This is a genomic window from Psychrobacillus sp. L4, assembly GCF_042944905.1.
GTDB lineage: Bacteria > Bacillota > Bacilli > Bacillales_A > Planococcaceae > Psychrobacillus.
In genome coordinates, this window is record NZ_CP168496.1 from 692,935 (window position 1) to 715,684 (window position 22,750).

General features: G+C 38.2%; 23 protein-coding genes. 17 read left to right on the plus strand and 6 right to left on the minus strand.

The window, feature by feature from the left end:
• Positions 1-126: 126 nt before the first annotated feature.
• Together ACEPXG_RS03380 and murA are read left to right on the plus strand one after the other, a co-directional pair.
• A complete protein-coding gene (locus ACEPXG_RS03380) occupies positions 127-363 on the plus strand; it encodes a DUF1146 family protein (RefSeq protein WP_391207514.1) in 237 nt (78 codons plus the stop codon).
• A 326-nt stretch (positions 364-689) separates the two neighbouring features.
• Positions 690-1,985, plus strand: a complete 1,296-nt coding sequence (gene murA, locus ACEPXG_RS03385) for a UDP-N-acetylglucosamine 1-carboxyvinyltransferase (RefSeq protein ID WP_391207516.1) — start codon at positions 690-692, stop codon at positions 1,983-1,985.
• 674 nt (positions 1,986-2,659) lie between these two features.
• On the opposite strand, the gene ACEPXG_RS03390 is transcribed toward murA, so the two are convergent.
• The gene (locus ACEPXG_RS03390) at positions 2,660-3,607 is read right to left on the minus strand and encodes a nuclease-related domain-containing protein (RefSeq protein ID WP_391207518.1); all 948 of its coding nucleotides are present in this window, start codon (positions 3,605-3,607) and stop codon (positions 2,660-2,662) included.
• 352 nt (positions 3,608-3,959) lie between these two features.
• Here ACEPXG_RS03390 and spoIID point away from each other — a divergent pair, with 352 nt between their 5' ends.
• From spoIID to ACEPXG_RS03415, 5 genes are all read left to right on the plus strand, one after another.
• A complete protein-coding gene (spoIID, locus tag ACEPXG_RS03395; protein ID WP_391207520.1) occupies positions 3,960-4,922 on the plus strand; it encodes a stage II sporulation protein D in 963 nt (320 codons plus the stop codon).
• A 10-nt stretch (positions 4,923-4,932) separates the two neighbouring features.
• Entirely contained in the window at positions 4,933-5,583 is a 651-nt protein-coding gene (locus ACEPXG_RS03400; protein ID WP_391207522.1) for a peptidoglycan DD-metalloendopeptidase family protein, read from the plus strand.
• A gap of 69 nt (positions 5,584-5,652) precedes the next feature.
• Positions 5,653-5,928 carry a sporulation transcriptional regulator SpoIIID gene (locus tag ACEPXG_RS03405; protein WP_053590508.1) on the plus strand — a complete coding sequence of 92 codons (276 nt, stop codon included), beginning with the start codon at positions 5,653-5,655 and terminating at the stop codon, positions 5,926-5,928.
• 369 nt (positions 5,929-6,297) lie between these two features.
• Positions 6,298-7,290 (plus strand): rod shape-determining protein, encoded by a 993-nt coding sequence (locus ACEPXG_RS03410; RefSeq protein WP_391207524.1) that lies wholly within the window; start codon positions 6,298-6,300, stop codon positions 7,288-7,290.
• Between the two features lie 81 nt (positions 7,291-7,371).
• A complete protein-coding gene (locus tag ACEPXG_RS03415) occupies positions 7,372-8,211 on the plus strand; it encodes a flagellar hook-basal body protein (protein WP_391207526.1) in 840 nt (279 codons plus the stop codon).
• 38 nt (positions 8,212-8,249) lie between these two features.
• Here the strand turns inward: ACEPXG_RS03415 and ACEPXG_RS03420 are convergent, their stop codons facing one another.
• Positions 8,250-8,558: a hypothetical protein gene (locus tag ACEPXG_RS03420; protein ID WP_391207528.1), complete on the minus strand. Its 309-nt coding sequence runs from the start codon at positions 8,556-8,558 to the stop codon at positions 8,250-8,252.
• Between the two features lie 228 nt (positions 8,559-8,786).
• Here ACEPXG_RS03420 and ACEPXG_RS03425 point away from each other — a divergent pair, with 228 nt between their 5' ends.
• From ACEPXG_RS03425 to ACEPXG_RS03440, 4 genes are all read left to right on the plus strand, one after another.
• Entirely contained in the window at positions 8,787-9,626 is an 840-nt protein-coding gene (locus tag ACEPXG_RS03425) for a flagellar hook-basal body protein (RefSeq protein ID WP_391207531.1), read from the plus strand.
• A 24-nt stretch (positions 9,627-9,650) separates the two neighbouring features.
• Positions 9,651-9,911 (plus strand): DNA-directed RNA polymerase subunit beta, encoded by a 261-nt coding sequence (locus ACEPXG_RS03430; RefSeq protein WP_391207533.1) that lies wholly within the window; start codon positions 9,651-9,653, stop codon positions 9,909-9,911.
• A gap of 21 nt (positions 9,912-9,932) precedes the next feature.
• Positions 9,933-10,373: a 3-hydroxyacyl-ACP dehydratase FabZ gene (gene fabZ / locus ACEPXG_RS03435; protein ID WP_391119992.1), complete on the plus strand. Its 441-nt coding sequence runs from the start codon at positions 9,933-9,935 to the stop codon at positions 10,371-10,373.
• Positions 10,374-10,530: 157 nt separating this feature from the next.
• Positions 10,531-10,899, plus strand: coding sequence for a hypothetical protein (locus ACEPXG_RS03440; RefSeq protein WP_391207534.1), 369 nt, complete (start codon positions 10,531-10,533; stop codon positions 10,897-10,899).
• A gap of 59 nt (positions 10,900-10,958) precedes the next feature.
• Here the strand turns inward: ACEPXG_RS03440 and ACEPXG_RS03445 are convergent, their stop codons facing one another.
• Positions 10,959-11,390 carry a YwpF family protein gene (locus ACEPXG_RS03445; protein WP_391207536.1) on the minus strand — a complete coding sequence of 144 codons (432 nt, stop codon included), beginning with the start codon at positions 11,388-11,390 and terminating at the stop codon, positions 10,959-10,961.
• 285 nt (positions 11,391-11,675) lie between these two features.
• Between ACEPXG_RS03445 and ACEPXG_RS03450 the strand changes: the two genes are divergently transcribed.
• Positions 11,676-12,071, plus strand: coding sequence for a single-stranded DNA-binding protein (locus ACEPXG_RS03450; protein ID WP_391207537.1), 396 nt, complete (start codon positions 11,676-11,678; stop codon positions 12,069-12,071).
• A 159-nt stretch (positions 12,072-12,230) separates the two neighbouring features.
• Here ACEPXG_RS03450 and ACEPXG_RS03455 read toward each other — a convergent pair whose 3' ends face one another.
• The 3 genes from ACEPXG_RS03455 to ACEPXG_RS03465 form a co-directional block, all read right to left on the minus strand.
• Positions 12,231-14,942: a DEAD/DEAH box helicase gene (locus tag ACEPXG_RS03455; RefSeq protein ID WP_391207539.1), complete on the minus strand. Its 2,712-nt coding sequence runs from the start codon at positions 14,940-14,942 to the stop codon at positions 12,231-12,233.
• Positions 14,939-16,519 (minus strand): hypothetical protein, encoded by a 1,581-nt coding sequence (locus tag ACEPXG_RS03460; protein ID WP_391207541.1) that lies wholly within the window; start codon positions 16,517-16,519, stop codon positions 14,939-14,941. Before ACEPXG_RS03460 ends, ACEPXG_RS03455 begins: the two co-directional genes overlap by 4 nt.
• A 201-nt stretch (positions 16,520-16,720) precedes the next feature.
• The gene (locus ACEPXG_RS03465; RefSeq protein WP_391207544.1) at positions 16,721-17,119 is read right to left on the minus strand and encodes a helix-turn-helix domain-containing protein; all 399 of its coding nucleotides are present in this window, start codon (positions 17,117-17,119) and stop codon (positions 16,721-16,723) included.
• A 171-nt stretch (positions 17,120-17,290) separates the two neighbouring features.
• Here ACEPXG_RS03465 and ACEPXG_RS03470 point away from each other — a divergent pair, with 171 nt between their 5' ends.
• The 5 genes from ACEPXG_RS03470 to ACEPXG_RS03490 all read left to right on the plus strand — a co-directional run bounded on the left by ACEPXG_RS03470 (position 17,291) and on the right by ACEPXG_RS03490 (position 22,009).
• Positions 17,291-17,671 carry a hypothetical protein gene (locus tag ACEPXG_RS03470; RefSeq protein ID WP_391207546.1) on the plus strand — a complete coding sequence of 127 codons (381 nt, stop codon included), beginning with the start codon at positions 17,291-17,293 and terminating at the stop codon, positions 17,669-17,671.
• A gap of 119 nt (positions 17,672-17,790) precedes the next feature.
• Positions 17,791-18,231 carry a transcriptional regulator gene (locus ACEPXG_RS03475; RefSeq protein ID WP_391207548.1) on the plus strand — a complete coding sequence of 147 codons (441 nt, stop codon included), beginning with the start codon at positions 17,791-17,793 and terminating at the stop codon, positions 18,229-18,231.
• Positions 18,232-18,674: 443 nt separating this feature from the next.
• Positions 18,675-20,060 carry a S41 family peptidase gene (locus ACEPXG_RS03480; RefSeq protein ID WP_391207550.1) on the plus strand — a complete coding sequence of 462 codons (1,386 nt, stop codon included), beginning with the start codon at positions 18,675-18,677 and terminating at the stop codon, positions 20,058-20,060.
• Between the two features lie 15 nt (positions 20,061-20,075).
• Positions 20,076-20,753 (plus strand): hypothetical protein, encoded by a 678-nt coding sequence (locus ACEPXG_RS03485; protein ID WP_391207552.1) that lies wholly within the window; start codon positions 20,076-20,078, stop codon positions 20,751-20,753.
• The gene (locus ACEPXG_RS03490; protein ID WP_391207553.1) at positions 20,750-22,009 is read left to right on the plus strand and encodes an efflux RND transporter periplasmic adaptor subunit; all 1,260 of its coding nucleotides are present in this window, start codon (positions 20,750-20,752) and stop codon (positions 22,007-22,009) included. Before ACEPXG_RS03485 ends, ACEPXG_RS03490 begins: the two co-directional genes overlap by 4 nt.
• Positions 22,010-22,750 lie beyond the last annotated feature (741 nt).

Genomic DNA, 22,750 nt, shown 5'->3' on the forward strand with positions numbered 1-22,750 from the left:
CTTGAGCGGACGCTTTAGTTTACGCCAAGGTGAATTTGATTTACATGAAAAAAAAACGGACAGAACTAGTTCTGTCCGTTTTTAGCATGTAAGAAAGGGTTACTAGAATTGTGAAGGAGGATAAAAATGGGTTTATTAAATGGAGAGCAGGCAATAATTGCGATTTTAGCCAATGTGTTTTTTATCGGTATATCTTTTTATGCACTTCAAGCAATTATGATTGAAAAAGTTATTAAAAAAAAACGAGTCTTCCAAGCACAGTTATTCTATATATTAGCTAGTATACTTATCGGTTCGACAGTAGCGAATTTTTTCTTAAATTTAACAGCTTGGTCTAATCAGTTGCAATATCTGTTTAACTAAAAAGGATTCTATATGCTCATGCAAATAATGGAGAAGTTTGTATGAGCATGTAGAATCGCCTCAAATTTCCTGGGAAATATTTTGTCGAATAGGTTTATGTGAAACACACTAGGGTAATTTAAGATTATCTACACGAAAAGACAGGGTGTTACGTATACTATAGCAATAAAAAATATCAAATTAGCCGGTGAAAATAGTGTTTTAGATGCTTGTATATACGCGAAATACATTGTATGATGTATATTGTTTTGAATTTCTAATAATGACATCATACATATTTCATTTATATAAAAGCAAATGAGGATAAAGAACGCGGAGGGAAAGAAGTGGATAAAATCGTTGTTAAAGGCGGTCAAACTTTAAAAGGCAATGTGCGAGTTGAAGGTGCGAAAAATGCGGTACTGCCAGTACTAGCTGCAGCTTTACTAGCATCCAAGGGAGTAAATGTTATAAAAGAAGTGCCAACACTTGCAGACGTTTTGACAATAAATGAAGTATTAAAAAGCTTAAATACGAAAGTTGAATATAATCCTGAACTTAATGAAGTAATAATTGATTCACAAGAAAGACTCTCTAGTGAAGCACAATTTGAGTATGTGCGAAAAATGCGTGCATCTATACTGGTAATGGGTCCCATTTTAGCGAGAAATGGTTTTGCTCGTGTTGCATTACCTGGTGGTTGCGCAATTGGATCTCGTCCAATTGATCAGCATTTAAAAGGCTTTGAAGCTATGGGTGCAGAAATTTCATTCGGACATGGTTTTGTAGAAGCTAAAACAAATGGTCGTTTACAAGGTGCTAAAATTTATCTAGACGTACCAAGTGTTGGCGCTACAGAAAACATTATGACAGCAGCAGCCCTTGCAATAGGAACTACGACTATCGAAAATGCTGCAAAAGAACCGGAAATTGTCGATTTAGCGAACTTCATCAATGAAATGGGCGGAAAAGTAAAAGGTGCTGGTACCGACACAATTCGCATTGAAGGTGTAACTGAACTTCATGGTACTGAACATCATATAATCCCAGATCGTATTGAAGCTGGCACATTCATGGTTGCAGCGGCAATTACTAAAGGTGACGTGCTCATCGAAAATGCAGTCCCTGAACATATGACTGCGCTTATTTCCAAAATGCAAGAAATGGGTATAGAAGTGACAGAAGAAAATCACGGTATTCGTGTACGCTCTTCAGGTCAACTTAAATCAGTGGACATTAAAACGATGCCGCATCCTGGTTTCCCAACAGATATGCAATCTCAAATGATGGCGTTAATGATGACAGCACAAGGAACAGGTATCATTACGGAAACAGTATTTGAAAACCGCTTTATGCATGTAGAAGAATTCCGACGCATGAACGGCAACATGAAGATTGAAGGACGTTCTGTAATTATGGATTCACCTTCTAATCTACAAGGCGCAGAAGTTGCAGCAACCGATTTACGTGCAGCGGCAGCCCTTATTATTGCTGGTCTCGTAGCAAAAGGAATAACTCGAGTAACCGAACTATATCATTTAGACCGCGGCTACGTCGACTTCGACAAAAAACTCGCAGCTCTAGGCGCTGATATTGAACGTATCGGTAGCGAAAGCCCAGAGAAAGCAATTCAACTCGTATAATATATGTAAAGCACTATGCATTCATACATGCATGGTGCTTTTTTATGGACAATTGGGTTAGTCTCGATTTATAGCGAATTGGTTGCGAGTTTGGTCCTATTGGTCTCGAAGTGCTATATTTTGGAATTTGTATGAAAGTTTCATATAGGTATTCGGTTGATTTTTGGTTTAGTCTCGTTTAATGGAGTATTGGTTGCGAATTTGGTCCTATTGGTCTCGATATGCTCAAAATGGTCTCGACTTTGGCGGAATTGGTCTCGGTTATAAGTGACTTGTTCTCGAAGTGCTATATTTTGGAATTTATACGAAAGTTTCATATAGATATTTCGTTGATTTTTGGTTTAGTCTCGGTTAATGGAGTATTGGTTGCGAATTTGGTACTATTGGTCTCGACTTTGGCAGAATTGGTCTCGGTTATAAGTGATTTGGTCTCGAAGTGCTATATTTTGGAATTTATACGAATGGTTCATATAGGTATTCGGTTGATTTTTGGTTTAGTCTCGTTTAATGGAGTATTGGTTGCGAATTTGGTCCTATTGGTCTCGATATGCTCAAAGTGGTCTCGACTTTGGCAGAATTGGTCTCGATTATAAGTGATTTGGTCTCGAAGTGCTATATTTTGGAGTTTATACGAAAGTTTCATATAGGTACTCCATAGATTTTTGATTGTGTATTTATTTCGGAAAAATGGCACTGTATTTTGTATTTTTAGATTGACCAGTTTTTATTAGCATGCTATTTTTCAATATTCTTGTTGCTTCGTGTTTATTGTTTAATTGTAAAAAATGTTGACACTCTATATTGGACATAGTGCTTTTATATATTAGAAAATATTCGTCTATTGTTTGTTCGTGTGCTTTTTTTTGATAGATTTTGCATCGAGGACAAAACCAGTTGTGTGGTAACTTTTTCATGCCAATTAAACCGCAGTGACTACACTCAACTCCTATTTGAATCGTACTCGGATCTATTCCATAGTAGTTGCTTATTGGAAATGGCTGAAAATCGATGTTTGCTTTAAGCAGATATTCCTTTAAGTTATCCAGTTCGGCTTCGTTTAGAATGGGAGAGTTGGTTTGTATGTTTCTTATATAAGGTTTGATACCTCTACGAAACAATAAGGTTTTATTTGTTGGTGGAACTTTAATATTACTTGTGGCAAACGCGAACACGACAGCTCCGTGAATGGGTAAAGTGATACCAGAAGCTTTAAAAATTTGATTCAATTGATATTCATACTCTGCTAACTGTAGTACTGGATTTTCATATGAGTCAGTTTTGTTTGTTTCCAGTGTTCTTGTCAATTGCTGATCAGTGAAAACAATTTCTCCTTTAATATTTTTCACTTCGAAAACGAATGCATAGTACGGAGTAATTAATAAGACATCAATCTGAAAAAGCGATTCGGCGTATAAAGAAATATTATGAAAAACATAGAACTTATATGGCAATTTCAATTGCTCAAATACTTTCATCACAACTTCTTCACCAATTTCACCATTTAATTTTTGATAGTATTCATCTTTAATCATTACATATTTTGGATGGTTTCTCGGCATTCGTTTATGCAGAGTATGTAGTGCTTTTACGTGTAGGGAAGCTGAATATTTTTTTGCTATCATTATGTCACCTCACGCAAAGAGTACCATATTTTTATTGATAGATAGAAATCACCAAAATTCTATTTTCGAACTATGTTTTACATGAAATTAGTTACAAAATCGTATTTTGGACAATAAAAAGGCTTCGCAATTCTATTTTGGTAGTTTGAAAAATAAATTGGTTGCTCTTAGAAGTTTTTAGTTGCTTTGATTCGCCATTTGGTCGCTTTCGATGATGAATTAGTTGCTTTCCTAATTGAATTGGTCTCCCTTATACATATTACGTTATTTTGTGGATAATAATCCCTTGCGATCAAAACAAGTCTCCTAACACTCGTTCATTTTCCCTCAACCTTCTGCATATAGTACCTCTATGAAACAAAACATTCTCTTATTATTAATTTGCATCGGTCTCTTGTTATTACCGTTTTTATTAATCAAAGAAAAGCATGACGCAAAACAAGCACCTAAGTTGGAGTTAGATTTTGAAATCGAATGTCCAATACTAATCGAAGTGAAAGGGGAACTAGAGAAAATTCCTCTCGAAACATACGTTTTAGGAGTCGTAGCTGCGGAGATGCCAATTTCGTTCCATGAGGAAGCATTAAAGGCACAATCAATAGCTGCACGGACGTATGTGTTGCGGGAAACAAATTACGGAGAAAAGGCTATATCTAAAACGGTGCAAAAGCAAGTCTATGCAAGCAAAGAAGAGCGCAGGAAAAAATGGGGGGCATCCTTCGACGAATATGAAGATAAACTCCAACGTATTGTCGCATCTACTGAAGGAGAAATTATTGTCTATAAAGATCAACTAATCACGGCGATGTTCTTTTCAACGAGTAATGGACAAACGGAAAGTGCAGAAAGCTATAGTGGCAATGCGATTCCTTATTTAGTTTCAGTCCCTAGCCAATCGGAAGAGCTTTTTTCACCAAATGTTAAAAAGCAATTCGAATTTACAAATAAAGAATGGGCAAATGCTTTTGGATTGAAATGGTCAGAAAGCATGGCAAAAACCTTTCAAGTAACAAGAACGGATTCTAACCGAATTAAGTCTATTCAAATGATCGGCAAAACATGGTCAGGTAGAGAAGTACGTGCATTACTTGGACTACCTTCCACCGACTTCACGGTTTCTTTTCAGCGGGATAAAGTGGTAGTAGAAACGGTCGGATATGGGCATGGTGTTGGTATGAGTCAATATGGTGCAGAGGTGTTAGCGCATGATTCTGTGAGGGCTCACGACATTTTACTTCACTATTATAAAGGAACAAAAATAAAAATATTTTCAACATGTTTAAAATCACCTACAAATGCAAAGAATAGCAATTGAGGTGATGAAAATGAGAGAAGAACAATCGAACAAGCCTTCTCAGAAGAACAAAAATCCGAAAAAACCGTGGTTTTGGCCACTAATTTATGCGGGGTTTTCGGTAGCATTCGTTGGAATGATTTGGGGTTACAACGTGTATGTTAACTCCGACACGGCAGGAGAATGGAAAAAGGCTGGAGATCCTGATAAAGTGACCATCGAGACCAGCGCTCTAGCAGAATCCTTGAAGTATCCTTTCAAAGAGACGCTGCAAGATAGCATGGAAGTTGTACAGCACTTTTATGACATGGAATCTGATGAAGCGACACGTGAAAAATCCATACTTGTGTTCAATCAACAATACAGAACAAGTACGGGTGTATCTTTGTCCATGAAAGGTGAACCATTCGAAGTAATAGCTGCCATGAGTGGGAAAGTAGAAGAAGTGAATTTAGACCCGTTTGAAGGAGATGAAATCGTCTTATCCCATGCAAATGGAATGCAAACAAAATATCGTTCTGTCACTGGCATTCTAGTAAAAGTTGGGGATGTAGTGGAGCAAGGACAAGCACTAGCAACATCTTCTGAAAGTGAATGGAATCCAACTGCAGGTGTTCACTTGGAATTTGAAGTTTTAGAAGACGGCGTTCTTATCAATCCGGAATCAAAACTAGCGTTTTAAATTCATAAAAACCTATACGTATGCATAAAGTGATGAAAAGTGTTCCTTTACTAACGAAAGGAAGAGTTAGTGCACGAAACAATACGTCATAGATGCATACGTCTTGGTGAAATGGTTATTGAAACTAAGAAAACTGTCCGTGCCATCGCGAGCACAACCGGTCATTCTAAAAGTACAGTTCATAAGGATTTGACGGAAAGACTCCATTTAGTAGATCCGCAATTGGCAAAAGAAGTAAAAGAAATTCTTGCGTATCATAAATCGGTAAGGCATTTGCGAGGTGGAGAAGCAACGAAACGAAAATGGAAAACTAAAAAGGAAGATGGGAAAGGTCGTGATTTGTAACGAATCGCGGCTTTTTTCTGTTTGCTCCACTAATAGAAATCTAATTAGTCGGTTTGGTCTCGGGTACAGAGTAATTAGTCTCGAGTGCGCGCCAACTGGTAACGAACAGCCAAAAATTTCAAGCCGTTCGCATTTTTTGCGTTGGATCAAGTAATTGGTCTCGGGTCAAGCGGTTTTGGTTGCGGGCATAATCCAAATATTCTCGAACAGTCGTCTCCTTCCACAACTCACTTTTATCTGTGCTAGAAAGCGGTTAATTTGTCAATAAAAAAAGTGTGTTTATTCCAAAACTATGATAAAATTATAAGTTAGAGACGTATCGAAATATACATATTAATTGGGTTGGACAGGGAAGGAGAAAAGCTGTTAATGTTTGCGAAGGATATAGGAATCGACTTAGGTACTGCGAACGTATTAATTCATGTAAAAGGTAAAGGGATTGTTTTAAATGAACCATCCGTTGTTGCGATAGATAAAAATACCAATAGGGTGCTTGCTGTAGGTGAGGAAGCACGACAAATGGTCGGTAGGACGCCAGGTAATATTGTGGCAATTCGACCCCTAAAAGATGGAGTAATTGCAGATTTCGATGTAACGGAAGCAATGCTTAAACACTTTATAAATAAATTAAACGTTAAAGGATTTTTATCCAAACCTCGCATATTAATATGCTGTCCTACAAATATTACAAGTGTAGAACAAAAAGCGATAAGAGAAGCGGCGGAAAAATCGGGCGGTAAAAAAGTGTATTTGGAAGAGGAACCAAAAGTTGCAGCAATCGGCGCTGGAATGGATATTTTTCAACCAAGCGGTAATATGGTCGTCGATATCGGAGGAGGTACTACAGATGTAGCTGTCCTTTCGATGGGGGATATCGTTACTTCTGAATCTATTAAAGTTGCGGGAGATGTTTTTGATAATGACATCCTTCAATATATTAAAAGAGAGTACAAGCTTTTAATTGGTGAACGAACTGCGGAAAATATTAAAATTGAAATTGGGACTGTATTTCCAAATAGTCGACATGAAGAGATGGATATTCGAGGACGCGATATGGTTACAGGTCTTCCAAGAACTATTACGATCCATTCGGAAGAAATTGAAAAAGCATTGCGCGAGTCAGTAGCTGTTATTGTACAAGCTGCAAAAAATGTTTTAGAAAAAACACCGCCAGAATTATCTGCTGATATTATTGATCGCGGGGTTATTATCACAGGTGGTGGCGCACTTTTACATGGGATGGATCATCTTCTTGTGGAAGAATTGAAAGTACCGGTATTTGTAGCGGAAAATCCAATGGATTGTGTCGCAATTGGAACAGGATTGATGTTAGATAATATTGATAAAATCTCCAGAAGATAGATAGAAAAGTAATGAAGAAGTTATTCTGCTACTAGCTTACTCAGAAGAATGGCAGAATGACAAGAGAATGGAGGCTTCCTAATGTTTCGTGGGTTTCATACAGTTGCATCCGGCATGATTGCACAACAGCGTAGAACGGAATTATTGACAAATAATATGGCAAATGCCAATACGCCTGGTTATAAAGCAGATCAATCGGTGATTAGATCATTTCCAGAAATGTTTTTATCCAAACTTGGACCATCAAATATTCCTACTGAAACACCTATCAAAGGAAAAAATGCAACAGGTATTGGAGCACTAGGAACGGGTGTTTACATGCAAGAGACGATTGCTTTATTGGAACAAGGACAGCTTCAGGAAACCGAACTAAATACAGATATTGCATTAATCGATAGTGAATTACCGAAAGACGCACAAACTGGGCAGACCGGTGCTATATTTTATCGCTTGCAACATCCAGTAGAAGGGGAAGCATACACTCGTAATGGAAGCTTCACATTGGATCCTGGAGGCTTTTTAACAAATGCGCAAGGGTTATTCGTCCTTGATGCAAACGGACAGCGCATACAGCTTCAAAATGATGATTTTCGAGTAGCAAGCGATGGTCAAATTTATGCAAATGATCAAGTGGTTGCACAAATAGGGGTTTCATTTGCAGCACAGCCTGAAACATTGATGAAACAGGATAATGGATTATTTAGGACTGCAGATGGCGCGAATTTACCTTCCGCCTACAATGCAACAAACGTTCGCTTTTCAATGCAACAAGGATATATCGAGCGATCGAATGTCGATTCTGCGAGAACCATGACGGATCTACTTACGGCGTACAGAGCTTTTGAAGCAAACCAAAAAATTCTGCAAGCATACGACCAAAGCATGCAAAAAGCGGTAAACGAAGTAGGACGCGTAAACTAACAAAGAAAAGCGCAAGCGCCTATGTCTGCCCTGACAGGCTAATGGGTAAAGTGTAGGTCTGCAAAGTTCGCCACATCCTGTGGCAAAGCAGACATGACCCGCATCGTGCGGGCCCAGGAGGCAGCTCCCCAGCCACCACAAACGCTCTTGTTTGCGACGAGCTTGCGCAGGAGAAGCGTCTTGTTTGCGACGAGCTTGCGCAGGAGCAGCGTCTTGTTTGCGACGAGCTTGCGCAGGAGCAGCTTTTCCCATTTGACCCCGAGGCGCAACGCCCTTCTGCGACGAGTAACCGCAGGAGCACAGAGGCCACTGAAAAAGTCCAATTTTCCCGAAAATGAAAATTCCATAAAAACTCATTCCCAAAAAAGTGCTATTTTTAGCTACTAAAGTGGGGGGATTCTGCTTATTCTAAAGGTTTTTACCTATGAAAGTGGGGGTAAGAATTTTCAGGATTTTCAAATTCAAATATTTAGTCACTTTTTCAGTGGCCTCGGAGCACAGGCGCTGGAGTCTGGACAGTTACTTAGTAGAAATGCATATACTTTCTTAATCTTTAAAGAAAAGAGGCTTCTTGAATGTTACGTACAATGATTACTGCTACTAATACAATGACGCAGCTTCAGAGTCAGTTAGATATAATCGGGAATAATCTGGCGAACTCTAATACGCATGGCTATAAAGGGAAGGATGTAAAATTTCAAGAGCTGCTTTATCAACAATTTAATAATGACAAATTGGATAAAGTAGAGCGTCAATCTCCTACCGGTATTCGTTATGGCGTCGGAGCATCATTAGCTCAAACGACCATGAATTGGAAACAGGGAAGCTTGCAATCTACCGGACGGGATTTAGATTTTGCTTTCCAAGAACCAAAACAATATTTTAATGTATTAATGCCAGATGGTGAAAATGGGCAACAAACAGCATATACTCGGCAAGGTGCTTTTTATGTTTCGCCGATGGAAAATGGTAGCTTAATGCTTGTAACTGGCGAAGGCTATCCAGTTGCGGATTCTGCGGGACAAGCAATAACTATTCCAGACAACGTTTCAAGGTTTTCTGTCAATGAGACTGGCATATTAACTGCTACGTACCCGGATGGTTCCACTGTCAAAAAAGAATTAGCGGTTTCCGTTTTACAAAAGCCACAGCTAATGGAGCACTTATCCGGTACGTATATTAAGTTACCAACTAATTTGGCGGAGTTAGGCGTAAATGCGCAAGATGTAATAGCAAACCTTCAAGGGGCCAATCGTAGTGACATCTCCGTTGCAAATCAACAATTAGAAATGTCTAACGTAGATATATCAAAAGAGATGACCGAGTTAATGACAGCACAACGTTCCTATCAGTTTAATGCAAGATCGATAACGCTTGCAGACCAAATGATGGGTCTGATTAATGGAATTAGATAATTTTCCTAGTAAGGAGTTAAGTGTATGACAGAAGAAACAAGTATTTCTGGCAGACGACAACGAAAATTGGAACAAGCAAAAAAAGCTAACTCGAAAAAAACCTATTGGGTTCAAATCCGCATGTTCCCTATTTGGCTGCGTATACTAATAATCATCGCACTTTTTTTTGGTGCAGCAGCTGCTGGCCTAATGGTTGGATACGGTGTAATAGGCAGTGGCACTGCAAAAGATGCACTAAAATGGGAGACATATCAGCATATTCTAGATATAAAAAACGGTAAATAGGGAAATATCGGAGGGAAGACCATGTTAACAACAGAACAAGTTCAAGCACTTTTACCTCATCGTTATCCATTTTTAATGATAGATCGAATTCTTGAAGTAGAAGAAGGAAAACGAGCAGTAGGATTAAAAAATGTTACCATTAATGAAGAATTTTTTAATGGGCATTTCCCAGGTTATCCCGTAATGCCGGGAGTTTTAATCGTAGAAGCCTTAGCACAAGTAGGAGCAGTAGCAGTCCTACAAATACCTGGAAACAAAGGAAGACTTGCTTTCTTTACAGGGATCGACAATTGCCGATTTAAACGCCAAGTCAAACCAGGCGATCAATTAAAACTAGAAGTAGAACTTACCAAATTACGTGGTGCAATGGGCAAGGGACATGGTATTGCCACAGTAGACGGCGAACTTGTTTGTGAAGCGGATATCCTTTTCGCGTTAGGTCCCGTTGTAGAACAAGAATAATAATAGTATTCCTCCGTAAGCTCGAGGATATGCTTCTTTCATTTTTTAATTGAAAAAACAGGCATAATTGCCATGGGATATTTCTTTCCTTTCCTGGACAACCTATCGTAAGTCACATACGTGTGATGAAGATATCCAAGAAAGGAGGAATTTTTTTATGTGGAAAAAAGCCGTTCCTGCAGTGGTGATGTGTTCTTTTTTATTAGTCGGATGTAATACTAACAAAACAGTTCCTACCAAAAATGAAACACCAATGCAAGACGTTCGTGAGGGTGTAGATCGAGTCAATCCAAACCTAACTACGCCAGAAGTGAATACACCATCTCCTGGAACTTACAATAAAGGAATGAATGGTACAAATGGCACGAATGGCACAAATGGTATGAATGGAACGAATGGCGTAAATGGTAACAATGGTGTTAATAATGTGGGACCAAATGTTGTTCCGGACGGCAATGTGATGAATGAAACAACTGTACCTAACACAGAAGTTATTAAAGAAGATGTGAAAGTTAAAACAAAATAACAATTAGTAAATCTAATGAAAAGGCTGACTCAAAGAATAAACTTTTGAGTCAGCCTTTTTTAGTTTTGATCTTTTTTTAGGGAAGGTCTTGTTTTCATATCATGCTCAAATTTTGCCAAAAGTTCTTCTCCACTGAATCCATCCTCTATTAATTCGGAAAGTAAGGACTCTGCATATTTTCTTCTTAATCGTTTTAAAGTTCCTTTTAGCAAAACAGAAACATGCTGACCAATTTCCTTCACTGAATAAGTTACAACCTCAAAATGAGCAGGTTCATTTTCAGGATATGAAATAACAACTTTTGCACTTATTATTTCATTTGAGGACTGGAAACCTTTAAAAAGGGCCTCATATTTTTTATCAACAAAAAGCTCCAATATCCAGGAACGACTTATGTTTTCTTGATTGATCACAATGCCATCTTCAATTGAAATAGGATAAATTTCTTGATCACGAATAATATCAACCGACATCATCTTAAATGTTTTCATCTACACTCTCCTTCAGAAGGATTTCATTAAATTTATTATAACATAAGAAGAAATTAGGTAGTGTCGATTCATAGGGAGGAAGTAGCAAGTTAACTTTTTTTGAAAAAATACCAAATTTCCATTTTTGATATTACAAAACGCTGAATATACAGGATTTGCTAAAAATTGCGAGGCAAACAACTTCATTTTCATGAATAAAAAGCGCTTAAAATCACTTTTTCGACTTTTGCTAACATTTTCTTATACCTATATGATGGTTGTAATCAAAGAAAAGGAGGTGAAACGGTGAACACTGTTTCATTAATCGGACGAATGACAAAAGCTCCACAACTCAAATATTTAACGGAGGGAAGATTGCAAACCAGTTTTGTAATCGCCGTAAGTAAAGGATACAAAACGGATGAAGCGGACTTTGTGCTATGCACGATTTGGGGAAAGCTCGCAGAAACAACTGTAAAATATTGTGGGAAAGGCTCACTTGTCGGGATTACAGGTAGGCTAAACACGCGGTCATATGAGAAAGGAGAGGGAACGCGAGTATTCGTAACAGAGGTAGTTGTGGAGGACATCCGATTTTTAGTTACAAAGAAACGAGACGAACAAGAAGACAATCAAGAACAGAAGAAAGTAGAAACAGACTTCGTATTTCCAACATCACAACCAAATCAACTTCCAGTATAAATACTTAGCAGACCGCAATAAAACCGCTGATTTACAAGAGAAAAAACCTGACCGAAGAAGCGCGGTCAGGTTTTTATATAGTTACATTTTAGAAATTCACGTCAATACGAGAGCAGTTCACACCGATGCGAGAGCAGTACACGTCAGGCCGAGACCAACTCAAATTGACAATGTCAATAAATCTTGCAAATCGGCATCGGACATTTCAGTAATCCATTGACTAGAGTGAATTAATTCTTCAGACAACGCTTGTTTTTCGATAAGTAACTTATCAATTTTTTCTTCAATTGTACCAATCGTTATAAATTTATGCACATGTACGAAGTTTGTTTGTCCGATTCGATAGGCGCGATCCGTTGCTTGATTTTCAACGGCTGGATTCCACCAACGATCGGCGTGCAGTACATGACTTGCAGCAGTTAAATTTAACCCAGTTCCTCCAGCTTTCAATGATAAAAGAAAAACAGGAAATTCCTTTGCTTGAAAGGCTTCGACTAAATGATCGCGCTGGTTCTTCGGCATACTACCGGTTAAAAATGGAGCATCGATTTCATATAACTCTGTTAAACAATGCTGCAACAAGTGACCCATTCCAATATATTGTGTAAAGATGAGACACTGCTCACCGCGCGCTGCAATTTCTCCTGCAAGTGTAACAATACGGGCAAGTTTCTCGGAACGCTCCATCATATCATCTGCATCATCAAATGGCTCCTTCAAGTAGAGCGCAGGATGATTACAAAGCTGTTTTAACTTACTAAGCATTTTCAAAATTAGCCCTTTTTTCTCAAATCCAGAAAGCGTGTCGAGTTTACTAACTGTTTCTTGGATAAGCGATTCATACAAGGCTGCTTGCTCGGTTGTTAATGCACAATATTCTCGTTGCTCCAATTTTTCAGGCAAGTTAAGAAGTAATTCTGGATCTTGTTTCGTTCTTCTCATCAAGAAAGGCTGAATTTTCACACGTAGTTTATGTTTGGTCGTATCAGAATCATCGCGTTCAATCGGTACAATATAATTTTCTTGAAACTTGCGAAATGATCCTAAGTATCCTTTATGAATAAAATCAAATATGGACCATAATTCAGATAATCTATTTTCAACAGGTGTACCAGTTAACGCAATATGATGGGCCCCTGTTAGTTTGCGGATGGCGCGGGACTGTTTCGTATGCATATTTTTAATATTTTGTGCTTCATCCAATGTGATACTGGACCAAACAATCTCTTGCAGAGATTCAATATCCTGCATCGCAGTACCGAAAGTCGTAATGACAATGTCGGCAGTTTGATCGATTTCTTTCGTACGAGCATTCCCATAATGCGTTTGTACATTTAAAGAGGGAGCGAATTTTGCCAACTCTTTTTGCCAGTTTCCAAGTACGGAAGTGGGACAAATGATTAAAGAAGGAGCAGACTGCTCTTGTTTCTCATGTACATGCAATAAATAGGAGATCAATTGGATCGTTTTTCCAAGTCCCATATCATCCGCTAAACAAGCACCAAACTGTTCATTTCGCATGAATACGAGCCATTCGAGTCCAAGTTGTTGATATGGTCGAAGGGAAGTCAATAAATTTGGAGAAACTTGGACTTCTGGGAATCCTTTTTTCTCTGATAATTGCTCCATCAGTGATTGCAGTGATTTCTGTAACTCAAATTGAAATAAAGGATCTTCATTTGACCGTTCATCATCGTCTAAAACTAGCGCAATTTCTTCGGGAATTTCTCGGAATAAAAGCTCTTTTACAGTCCAGTTTTCATCTTCTGATTTTTTCATTAATTCTCTAATTTCGTGCATCCATGCAGCATCTATACGGAACCATTCATTTCCTGCTTGAATATAGGAACGGTTTTCATTGACAAGTTGTTGGAAATCTTCCGAAGAAATCTCTTGACCATTCAATGAAAAACTCCAGTCAAACTTCAAGATTTCATTGAGACCAGCAGCGGTTTTATACGTATTCGCAGTTTTGGCAATACTTTTGACACGCATCTTCGTTTCTTTTACAGCCTTTAACCAAGTAGGAAGAACAATTTCGAATCCAAGTGCTTGTAGTTTCACAAGGTCATCTCGAAGAAAGATTCGTACCTCTTCATCCGACAATGTAGCTGAGAAGAAAGTTTCGGTATTTAGTTGATCAATCGAAAAAATGAGCGAGAATATTTTCGTTTGTGTTTCCTTAATATAAGCACCAAATTCACTCCATTTGTCCGGCAATGCATCCTTAATTAGTGAGGTCTTTTTCCGAAAAGCGGGGGTCCAGTAAACACTACTTTTCTTACCGCGAACAACCGTTTCTAATAGCCATGTGTCGTCAAGTGCTTCTGGTTCAGAAAGCCTTAATGCGACCAATAAATTCGGATGAGTGGCTTGAGATTTAATTGGCCATCCACCTTGTTCGAAAAAAGGAACAAGTGAAGGAACATCTTCCATCGTTAATCCTGCTTGATAAAGCTTTTGTTTGACAGCATTCGCTAATAGAATTTTCCCGTTTTCATCGATGGGCGCAGTCGTTTCAATAGTATCCCCATCCAATTTTAGCTGGCTCCATAATTCAGGAGTCAACCAAATGCTTGCTGCTTGTCTAAATGTTTGAAGCCAATTTTCAGAATCCGAGTTCGCTCCTGTGAATGAAATAAAAGGATGAGATTTGCCCGAGAATAGCTCCATTATTTCGACAGGAGTGGCAATTAAGGCATTTTCTTCGATTTGTGCGAGTAATCCGAAGAAACTTTCTCGATGATTAATATACAAAGAGGGTACCCATTGTTCGGCAGCTGATCCCATGGATATTAGGTGGAAATTTCCGTTTTCTGTAACATTTACTTTTAAAGGTAGTTCTTTATTAATAGACAAAGGTTGAGTCATAATGGCAAGTTTCCTTTCTCTATTTCTTGTTGTAGTGCACGCAGACGGCGATATTTTTCACGAATCGTCTCCACATATTCATTCCAAAAATCCGTATCATTCGTTTTTTTTGCTACTTGTTTCATTTTCTTCCAAATTCGAATAGCTTGCTTGTAACTATAACGATTTTTTTCCAAAATGAAGCGCATGGCGTAGTGGTGATAAAGCGGCAATAATACCTCGGGAGCTTCTTCTTTCACAATTGAAAGACCACATGCTTCCGCATATTCTAGTGAGGAATTCGCGGATTGATGCAGCGCCATCCAGTCATGGTAACGTTTTTCTTTTAGGAGTAAATTTGAATAAGATTGAATGCCATACAACCCAAATGACTGGTATAAATTCTCGAGTTCATTCGTTTTCAATTGAATCGAATCAAATAGTATTTCCAATCGGCGAATAAGCATTACTCTTGATGGGTTTAAAGCTATTTCATTTAAATAGGAAGGAACATGTGGCAATAATTTTCGAGCGAGCTCTTTTGCCAAGTCTTTGTTGGAAGCATGAAGAGCCTTTTCACACACTTCGACCCATTCCAAAAGCTGCTCTGATTCCATTAGGTCAGCAGCTTCTAGTAAATCATCTATTCGAGACAACATAATATAAAAATAGGGAAGTACCATATTTAAAGGAATATCGTCTTCTGTTTTTTCAAGCGTTTGTAAATAAGCAACCTCTTTTTCACGCGTTGCTTTATCCACCACAAGCGCATCCCAGAAGGACAAATATATATGCTTGCGATAGCTGATGAAAGATTCCATTTCAAAATAGAAGTTGCGAACGCGTTTCATCATTTCTTCATAAAACGTATCTGCAGCAAATAATCGTGGTTTAGACGCCAATTGTGCCAATGTATCATCTAATTCTTCCACATATTCTTTCAGAAAATAAAGTACCCGATTGCGCATATTCGATTCCGCAAATGGTTCCAAATAGGGCCAAACTTTCATTAAAACGACAAGATCTACATACACATCGAAAATGGGTTGCCATTCCCGTTCAAATGGCCGCGACTTTCGAATTTGTTTTTTTAAATCTTGGACCGCAAATTCTAAAAGATAAAAACTATTCGGCGGATAGTTGGAAATGAATTTCCGGAAAAAGTTATCAACGAGGATATCCCAACTCCTCGGACTACGCTCATCTCTCAACAACGTCAACTGAGCCTGGTCCGCAGTAGAACGCCAATTGGAAATCCACGTAGATAGCGAATCATTTTGCTGATACAAATAAAAAATGGACGCAACAATATGACGACATGGCTTGTGCATCGGGCAAGGACAGCTATAGGAATCCGTCAAAATATGATAAGTAATTTCTATATTACTGACATCTCTTACACTAAAATCAACCCGATGCTCTTGCGGATAATAATTGGTAATCGACACAACGCCATTACGGACAAAAAATGCTGCACGACGAACAAGCTCCTCATCCTCTAATATTGCAGGATGGAACTTCTTCTGTATCGTCTGCATCGACAGGTCTATATACTTTTTATAATGTGCTGCTAATTTTTGGTACGAAGTAAGGGTCAAACAAATCTCTCCTATGAAAAAAGGCTTTCCTTCCATTATACGTATAAATCAGCATTATTAAAAGGCATAGCTCATAACCCTTCAAAAAACATTGGCGTCGCCGCCCGATACGAGAGCACTGGCCGACAAATAACAACAAAAAGAAAAGCCTATGCCATAGAATTTCTGCAAAACTACCTGGCAGAAAAACGAGCAAAAGCTTTAAATATCATCTATTTTTTTTATTTTCTGTAGCAAACTTTCCGCATCTTTTTTTTCAAGGGAATTTAAACGACTTAATAAGTTGCGGAATTCCTTTGAATCGTAAAGTTCCAGCTTAAGCACATTTTGAAACGCCGTAATATACCGGCTTTTATTTTCTCTTGCTTCAAGACCTGGGTTACTACTCTTTTGACGCGTATCTTCAAGCATATCCATAAACATGTCCCTTGGAATTGCATACACACTTCTTAGTTTTGGCAACAATTGTATTGGAATCTCTAATTTACCTAACTCATATTTGGACAAGGCTGAGTGGTCAATGCCAAGTCGATCTGCGGCTTCGATTTGCGTAATATCTAATTGTTCTCGATATTCTCGAATATGTTCATTAAAAGGCATATGACTACCCCCTTTATTAATGAAACAAGAATATCGAAATAATGATTGAGAACTATAAAAATCGCCATATTTGCGATTATAAAATAATCTGTCAAATTTTGTTGTATAAAAATAATATACATCCTGTTACAGTGGTGTTAATATTAGGGATTAACAAAAAAAGGAAGGGAAGTGGAAGAGGTAGATAAAATCCAGTTTTATATACCTTCATTATTAGATTTTCTAGATCATCATAAGAATATGTGGTTAGAAGAAATAAGAATAGTTGGCGTTAAAACAAGAAATGTTAAATATTTTATTGGTCACTCCAATCAACAAATGACACGTATCGAAAAAATAGTAGCTGAAGATTTTACTATTTACGACCTTGAGCTCGATTTCCAAAAGAAAACGCTCTCATTTTATTTAGATAGTGTTGTCATGCCTTCCCACTCTATCATTCTGCAAAAAGTGTTTCAAACTTTTTTAGTACGATATAGCGCTAGAAAAGTAGGTTTTTTCCTGTACGCATCCGGAAGAAATAGACCTCAAACAGCAAAGGTATTAACATAATATAAATATTCTAAAGCGAATACATATTGTGTTCGCTTTTCCTATATTTGCACTACACCAAATTTTTGAAATATGATAAACTAATAGTAATCAGAAAATTCTAAAATAGGAGGGTTATTATGTTACTTGTACAATTAATGAAACCATTTTATATAAAGCAAGAGGATGGACGGATAAAGTTAGTTTTTGCGTATCAATATTTTTCTATAAAAAAAGACGATGAATTATTCCACTTTATTCCAGTTGAAGGAAAAGAAATTATTGTAAATGCAAAAACCATGCAAGTCGAAAACTTATCGGAAGTGTTCGTCTTCCAAAAAGGAAATCGGTTTTTACGTTTACCACTTTATCAATTATTACTAGTTTCTGATATTCATACACACTTACTTTCTATCATTGAATCAACAGATGAAAAGGACTCTACCTCATTTCTAATTGAAGGGGCGGAAGAAATGATTCAACAGTTAGAAAAAGAAAATTTTGATCGAATGATAGACTATGCATTGATCCAAAGAAATGAAGCGTTATTCCAAGAACTACAAGCGTATAAAGAAATATAACGGAGGCTGTCACTATTGAACATATTTTATTATTAAAAAACACCTAACGAAAAATAAATTTCAATAGGTGTTTTTATATGTCAAAAAAATTAAAAGGAAGTAAAAAAATAGAGAAATAAAACGAATCCACTAGAGCCAAGTATGCCAAACAAAATGTCCTCCCAACTTAATCTTATAAATTTGTCGATTTTCATGTTCATTGCCCTCCATTCTTGTAAATTTCCCGGGAAATAGCACGATTTTTGAATAAGTCGAGAAACAATAAAAAAAGTTTCAAATAGTTTCCCCAAAATTAATAAATCTATTCAACTAGATCTACAAAGAATTGTTACAGGTGCCAGGCACCTGTAACAATTCACACGTAACATATTTGTAACAAAAGTCGGCATGGCGGAGATTTTTCTAGTATTATAGGTTTATATGCTTTAATAGGGGGAAATGAAATGAAGAGGATTTCCGGTTTAGCTATTATTATGATGATTTTGAGTATTTTAGCGGTTCCTTTTTCTGTACTCGGGGCTCCGTTAGATGAAGTGAAGAAGATTGTGAGTGAAGATTATAAAGGAGAAATTCCTTCGAACTTGCAAAAACTAACAACGATTGATGCGATTATTGGACTGTTGGATCCATATTCTACTTATTTTACGAAAGAGGAATTTGAGGCGTATACAAGCTCGATCAATAATACGACAACTGGGATTGGCGTTGTGATTGAAGAGCATAAAATGGGTATTCAGATTGTCAATACGTTCGAAGGTGGAGCAGCGATCGAAGCAGGCGTCATTCCAGGAGATATTATTACCGAGGTAGACGGTGTTTCTACCGAAAAAATGTCGATTCAGCAGGCTTCTTCACTAATAACCGGTAAAGAAGGCACAGTAGTTAAACTTGTAGTTTGGCATCCTACTACTCAAAAAAAAGAGACGTATAAGTTAACGCGCAAGAAGTTTCAAGTGCCTGTTGTGACAAAGCAACTTCTTTATGGAAAGGTCGGTTATATCGCGATTAATTCGTTTTCAGATGATGGGGCGACTCTCGTTCAACAAGCAAAAAACGCGCTTCAAAAGCAAGGAGCAACTTCTTTTATTCTGGATTTAACAAATAACGGTGGTGGTTATGTACATACAGCAGAGGAGATGATTGGTTTATTTCCAGATAGTCCATATTCCTATTATCTTCAAACGAGAGGGCAATCTGGGCTGGTGAAATCGGTCCCACATACTTCTTTATTTCCAAAAAACACTAAAATCCTTGTAAATGGCTATAGTGCAAGTGCGTCTGAAATGACAGCAGCGGCCCTACTTGACCAAAAGTCGGCGACACTTTATGGGCAAAAGACGTACGGGAAAGGATCGATGCAGACATTTTATAATTTGTCGGATGGATCTTATTTAAAGTTGACCATAGCAAACTTCACCGGACCAAAAGGTACGATTATCAATAAAACAGGAGTCCATCCTAATGTTGTGACGGCAGAAGGCAAAGAGCTTGCCAAAGCCCATTTAGATACAATCTTAGATGCAAATAAAACCTATAAAAAGTTACCGGCATTATCCAATGTGCCAACAACCAAAGCATTTACCGTTACATTTTCAAGTGCAATAGAAGACAATAAACAACAGAAAAATATAGAATTAGTAAAACTTGGCGGAACAAGCAGCGTTCCTATTACAATCAAACAAAACTCACCAAAGCAGTTCGTTGTAACGCCAAATGCACCATTAGAAAAAGGAGCAGCATACTTACTACTCATTCATCCGAAATTTCAGCCGAAAAACGGAAATGTGATGAAAAATGGTGCTTATGTGGAAGTAACTGTTCAACCATAGAGGGGGAACAATGGAATGTTTTTTGAATTTCGATTTTGGAAAAGTTTTTTCAATCAAAATGAATTGATTGAATCACTAAATAATACAACGATGCGCCATTTTGAAAAGCGTGTCTGGCTAGTAGCATTTTTAGGTATTTTGCTTTACGCACTTCAAGATATTTGGGGAATGCATACCGAATCCCTTACCGCCATTTTTGTAAATGGTTACACAGATACGTATTCAGTCGCAAGAATTGCTTCCTTATTAGGAGCAATCATTTGGTCAATCCTATTCATAGCGTTTCACTTTTTCGGAATGGCGTTTTTATACCATAAAATTACAGCCGTTGACTTGTCCAAAGTGGCCGTTTTGCAATTGTTTGTAGTGGCTTTATTGTTAATGGAAAAAGCACTAATCTTCTTCATCTTTGCAATCGTTGGCTATACAACTGACTATTCGTTACTTTCTTTCGGTCCGCTAGCGGCAACGTATATAGACAATGAATTCTTTATTTATTTCTTCAATCAATTAACGCTCATAACTGCTTTCACAATCGCGATACAATTTCAGTTTTTGCGTGCATTTACGAAGATGTCAGCTCGGAATCTATTAATTATTTTAATAGTAGTCCAAATCGTTCTCGCATTAATTTCTGCAACATTTAGCGTACTCCCATTGCAAACTTGGTTTGAAGGAGGGGAACTGTCGTGAATAAAGTCATTACAATCGGTATTGCAATCATTGTCTCCACTTTCATTGCGACAAATGCCATTCTATTATTTTCAACTAATAGCCAACTGAGTCGTAGCTATTATGTTAGTGAATACGATCGTGTACACGAAAATACATACACAAAAGAGCTTGAAAAAGAAGCGGTCGTAGTTCCTGCAAGCGAAACGACAATAACAATTGAAGCAGCTTTAGTCAGTAATCTAACAGTTACTCCAGGAGACAAAGTCCAAGAAGGCGCTGAACTAGCGCAATTAAAAACGGAAACAGCAGACAAACAGCGTTCACTTTGGGAATCAGAGCAACAAGCGTATACACAGGAACAAACCCAGTTGCAACAAATTCTTGACTCACTTGAATCGGACCGTGCAGGAGCTAACTCGACCTCGTATGGAAACGCATCCACAACTGGAAACATGACGGATGAGGTAATGGATGTCAATGTCCAAGTGGAGGTAAATGTCTCACCAGAAGGCAACTTCGCACAGGCAATTGCCCAAACGGAACAAAAACTCGCAGAAGTCGCTCGCAAGTTACAAATCGTCAACACCCAGCTTAGCCAAGAAACAAGCACACTCGCTATGCTCAGCCCATTTGAAGGAAACGTAGCAAGCATTGAAGAAAAAAACGGACTATATTTCATCACGATTTATTCCAATGAAAAATCAGTCCTCACGTTCGTGAATGAAGCAGAGTGGCATGACATTGCAGAAGGGCAAAAAGTAATGAACCACTCCGCGCATAAAGAAGATATTATAGAAGGAACCATCTTGGCTAAAACGGAGGTACCAGCAACCCATTCCGCGTGGCTTAAAGCATACAAACAATTTGACAATAAAACCAAAGCACCTTTATACGAAGTACGCATTCAATTAAATGATGCGCTAGAAACATTGCCATTCGCAGCAAACATAAACTCCATCATCAGCACGAATGAAGCGGAAAATGCAGTACGAGTAAATTCTAACTGGCTACTAAATAGATCCAAGCAAACTGCCGAAATATACACATTAACAAACGAAGGACACATCGTGCGTAACCCAGTAACTGTGCCCTTTGACTTAGAACAATCTGCTATCCTATCTGTAGGATTAGAAAATGAAATGGTCGTACTAAACGCTGAACCAAAAAGAGAAGAATCACGCGCATTCCTTCCACTCCCATTAGACCTTCCTACATGGAACAGCATCAAAGCAGTCGGCTGGAAAGACTATCTAAGATACTTAACTTACAAATAAACCAATCAACAGCTTTTGCAAATATGCAAAAGCTGTTTTTCAATACGTATAAAAGTACTGATAACCTCCGGTGATAAGTAACCGAAAGTTAAGAGGCATACAGGACCGATATATGGTCAGATACGACCAAGATATGGGTAGGTACTGTGAGTTAATGGGCAAATAGCGCCTACTTAGGGCCACCCCGAAAGTTAAGGGGTATACAGGACCAAGATATGGGCATATAGCCCGAGTTTACGGGCAGATACAGCCTATTTAGGGGCAACCCGAAAGTTAAGGGGCATACAGGACCAAGATATGGGCAGATAACCGAGTTTATGGGCAGATAGCGCCTACTTAGGGGCACTGGAAAGTTAAGAGGCATACAGGACCGGTATATGGGCAGATACGACCAAGGTATGGGCAGATAACCCGAGTTAACGGGCAGATACAGCCTATTTAGGGGCACCCCGAAAGTTAAGGGGCATACAGGACCAAGATATGGTCAGATAACCGAGTTTATGGGCAGATAGCGCCTATTTAGGGGCACCCCGAAAGTTAAGGGGCATACAGGACCAAGATATGGTCAGATAACCCGGGTTTATGGGCAGATAGCGCCTACTTAGGGGCACTGGAAAGTTAAGGGACATACAAGACCAAGATATGGGCAGATAACCAAAATTTACAGGCAGATACCGTGAGTTAACGGGTAGATAGCGCCTACTTAGGGGCCCACCGAAACTTAAGGGGTATACAGGACCA

Bases quoted from the DNA above. Each gene is read 5' to 3' on its own strand.
- ACEPXG_RS03410 (WP_391207524.1), top strand. From the start codon at position 6,298: ATGTTTGCGAAGGATATAGGAATCGACTTAGGTACTGCGAACGTATTA.
- ACEPXG_RS03440 (WP_391207534.1), top strand. From the start codon at position 10,531: ATGTGGAAAAAAGCCGTTCCTGCAGTGGTGATGTGTTCTTTTTTATTA.
- spoIID (WP_391207520.1), top strand. From the start codon at position 3,960: ATGAAACAAAACATTCTCTTATTATTAATTTGCATCGGTCTCTTGTTA.
- ACEPXG_RS03465 (WP_391207544.1), bottom strand. From the start codon at position 17,119: ATGCCTTTTAATGAACATATTCGAGAATATCGAGAACAATTAGATATT.
- ACEPXG_RS03475 (WP_391207548.1), top strand. From the start codon at position 17,791: ATGTTACTTGTACAATTAATGAAACCATTTTATATAAAGCAAGAGGAT.
- ACEPXG_RS03425 (WP_391207531.1), top strand. From the start codon at position 8,787: ATGTTACGTACAATGATTACTGCTACTAATACAATGACGCAGCTTCAG.
- ACEPXG_RS03445 (WP_391207536.1), bottom strand. From the start codon at position 11,390: ATGAAAACATTTAAGATGATGTCGGTTGATATTATTCGTGATCAAGAA.
- fabZ (WP_391119992.1), top strand. From the start codon at position 9,933: ATGTTAACAACAGAACAAGTTCAAGCACTTTTACCTCATCGTTATCCA.
- ACEPXG_RS03430 (WP_391207533.1), top strand. From the start codon at position 9,651: ATGACAGAAGAAACAAGTATTTCTGGCAGACGACAACGAAAATTGGAA.
- ACEPXG_RS03420 (WP_391207528.1), bottom strand. From the start codon at position 8,558: ATGGAATTTTCATTTTCGGGAAAATTGGACTTTTTCAGTGGCCTCTGT.
- ACEPXG_RS03480 (WP_391207550.1), top strand. From the start codon at position 18,675: ATGAAGAGGATTTCCGGTTTAGCTATTATTATGATGATTTTGAGTATT.
- ACEPXG_RS03415 (WP_391207526.1), top strand. From the start codon at position 7,372: ATGTTTCGTGGGTTTCATACAGTTGCATCCGGCATGATTGCACAACAG.
- ACEPXG_RS03485 (WP_391207552.1), top strand. From the start codon at position 20,076: ATGTTTTTTGAATTTCGATTTTGGAAAAGTTTTTTCAATCAAAATGAA.
- ACEPXG_RS03455 (WP_391207539.1), bottom strand. From the start codon at position 14,942: ATGACTCAACCTTTGTCTATTAATAAAGAACTACCTTTAAAAGTAAAT.
- ACEPXG_RS03380 (WP_391207514.1), top strand. From the start codon at position 127: ATGGGTTTATTAAATGGAGAGCAGGCAATAATTGCGATTTTAGCCAAT.
- ACEPXG_RS03390 (WP_391207518.1), bottom strand. From the start codon at position 3,607: ATGATAGCAAAAAAATATTCAGCTTCCCTACACGTAAAAGCACTACAT.
- ACEPXG_RS03400 (WP_391207522.1), top strand. From the start codon at position 4,933: ATGAGAGAAGAACAATCGAACAAGCCTTCTCAGAAGAACAAAAATCCG.